The 3,104-nt window shown below is 29.3% G+C and carries 2 protein-coding genes; both read left to right on the plus strand.

The window, feature by feature from the left end; translation table 11 throughout:
- Nucleotides 1-180 precede the first annotated feature (180 nt).
- Entirely contained in the window at nucleotides 181-1,002 is an 822-nt protein-coding gene (locus tag JVV30_RS00005) for a putative RNA methyltransferase (RefSeq protein ID WP_049948317.1), read from the plus strand.
- A gap of 183 nt (nucleotides 1,003-1,185) precedes the next feature.
- A complete protein-coding gene (locus JVV30_RS00010) occupies nucleotides 1,186-2,202 on the plus strand; it encodes a protein rep (protein ID WP_204192881.1) in 1,017 nt (338 codons plus the stop codon).
- The last annotated feature ends 902 nt before the right edge of the window (nucleotides 2,203-3,104 follow it).

Consider the following 3,104-nt stretch of genomic DNA (forward strand, 5'->3'; position numbering starts at 1 on the left):
TTATTGATGTTGAGAAGATCCCTTAACTAAACTTGCAGACGAATGTCGGCATAGCGTGAGCTATTAAGCCGACCATTCGACAAGTTTTGGGATTGTTAAGGGTTACGAGGCTCAACGTCTATTAAGCAATTGGAATAAAGCAACTTTGTTATTTATAATTATTTGATTGGAGGTGTGAATATGTTTTTTAAGTGTTCTATATGTGATGAAAAATTAAAGAGAGGTTATAAAACTTTAGCATGTGAGAATAACCATACTTTTGATATTGCAAAAGAGGGTTATTCGAATTTAATTTCAGGGCATAAAAAAAGTAAATACGATAAAAAATTGTTTATTGCTAGAAGAGAATTGAATGATAGTAGCAATTTGTATTCGATATTAATTTCAAAAATCATAGAAATTATTAAAAAATATGAGATTAAAACTAAAAATAATGTGATAGATGTTGGTACTGGTGAGGGTTATATTTTAAATGAAATTAGTAAAACATTTCTTGGTGAAAATGAATTCTTAGGTATAGACATTGCAAAAGAAGGTGTAAAAAAAGCAGCAAAATCATATAAAAATATAAATTGGTTGGTTGCTGATCTAGCTGATATACCAGTTATGAATGGGAATGTAGACTTTTTAATTAATGTGCTTAGCCCTTCTAATTATGATGAGTTTAAAAGAGTTCTAGATAAAGAGGGGAAATTGATAAAAATAATTCCTAATAGTGATTATTTAAAAGAAATAAGGAATATAGTCTTTAGTAATCATAAAAATAAGGATTATGATAATTCTGAGGTTATAGATTTATTTGAAGCTAATTTTAATAAAATTGAAATGATAGACATTAGTTATAAGGTTAAATTAAATAAAGAAGAATTGAATAAATTACTTGATATGACGCCTTTAACGTGGAATTTAAGTGACGTAGAAAAAGAAGGAATAATTAAGAAAAACTTAAGTGAAATTACGATGAGTTTTAAGGTTTTGGTTGGTGGTTTTAAAACGAGTTGAAAACGAGTTTCTTCTTGTCTTGATACTATATAGAAATAACGTTCTTTTTTAAAATGTTGTTTCAAGCTTGATGTAACAGTGTTTTGAAAGATTTTTAGTGTATAAAATAAAATTTGACATAAAAAAACTCCAGTAATAAGATTAAAGTGTCGAGCTAAAATCAAATACTGGAGGTCTTTTTATATGCAAGACAATCATACAAAATATATAGACGAAAATCAAGATAATAAAACACTAAAAGACTTAACGAAAAGTGGGAAACAACGCCCGTGGAGAGAAAAGAAAATCGATAATGTAAGTTATGCAGATATACTAGAAATCTTAAAAATTAAAAAGGCTTTTAACGTAAAACAATGTGGTAACGTCTTAGAGTTCAAGCCTACTGATGAAGGTTATTTGAAGTTACATAAGACATGGTTTTGTAAATCAAAATTGTGTCCAGTTTGTAATTGGAGGCGTGCTATGAAAAATAGTTATCAAGCTCAAAGAGTGATTGAAGAAGTGGTTAAAGAAAAGCCGAAAGCACGTTGGTTGTTTCTTACACTATCAACACGAAATGCGATAGATGGAGATACTTTAGAAAAAAGTCTTAAACATTTAACTGAATCATTTAGAAGATTATTTAAATATAAAAAAGTTAGTAAAAATTTAATTGGTTTTATGCGTTCGACAGAGGTTACAGTTAATAAAAATGACGGTAGTTATAATCAACATATGCATGTTTTATTGTGTGTTGAAAGTAAATATTTTAGAGGTTCTGAGAATTACATTTCTCAAAATGATTGGATTAATTTATGGCAAAAAGCATTACAAGTTAATTATCGGCCAGTAGCAAATATTAAAGCGATCAAACCAAATCAAAAAGGCGATAAAGATATTCAAGCAGCAATCAAAGAAACCTCGAAATATTCGGTTAAATCATCTGATTTTTTAACTGATGATGACGAAAGAAATCAGGAAATCGTGAATGATTTAGAAAAAGGTTTATACCGAAAACGTATGTTGAGTTATGGTGGATTGCTTAAACAAAAACATAAAATTTTAAATTTAGACGATGCCGAAGATGGCAATTTAATTAATACAAGTGACGAAGATAAAACAACAGACGAAGAAGAAAAAGCACATTCAATTACTGCAATTTGGAATTTTGAAAAACAAAATTATTACTTAAAAGATTTTAAACGTAAGCTTAAAAGCTAGCGTTTTTTTATGTATTTTTGCCCCTGCAGGAACTATAGCGTTCAACCGGCATGGTTGACCAGTTTTACCATGAAAATTTTAATTTGCATGTAAATGGGCAGTGTCTGAAAAATTCGCCACTGGTTATGTACAAAAAATGAGATAAACAATTTAACTTTTTAAGTTATATAAATTTTAGGGAGTTCCAATCAAATTAGAAAAATATATAAAAAAGTTATATCGTTTTTCTGGCTTATGTTTAAAAAGTACAAGTGATTGTATTTAAAATGACTTTAGCAACTTAAGTAATATGTCTTTTGAATACAAGTTAAATGTCAGAAAGATGTACCCTTATTTTGCTCATATTTGCGTTTTAAGAAACATATATAAATATACAGGTATAAAAATATATAAATATAGAGTTTGCTCTAAATACCCCCTTAAAATTCAAAATAAAGGCATTTAAAAATTAAGAAAATAAAAAAGCTACTAGCAAAAAACTAGTAGCTTAAATCTTAGTTAAATTTCTATGTAGTCTTAATTTTTATATCTACGCTACAACGTCGATTCTAGTTCGTGCAGTATTAATTTTTATATCTGCGCCACAACGCCGATTCCTTAAAACTAAGATAAAAATTGACGAAGGTCGATTATGGTTTTTTACGCGTTCTTTTTAGAACGCATAAGTGCGCCCTTACGGGATTTAACTAGATTATAACGACGAAAAATAGACCTGTAAAGCAATAACAGTTGGGTCTACTTTGTCTACTGGGCAGACAAGAAAAGAACACGCATTTATGCCGAGAAAATTTATTGATGTTGAGAAGAACCCTTAACTAAACTTGCAGACGAATGTCGGCATAGCGTGAGCTATTAAGCCGACCATTCGACAAGTTTTGGGATTGTTAAGGGTTCCGAGGCTC

The organism is Staphylococcus sp. GDY8P47P (assembly GCF_016892225.1).
GTDB lineage: Bacteria > Bacillota > Bacilli > Staphylococcales > Staphylococcaceae > Staphylococcus > Staphylococcus borealis.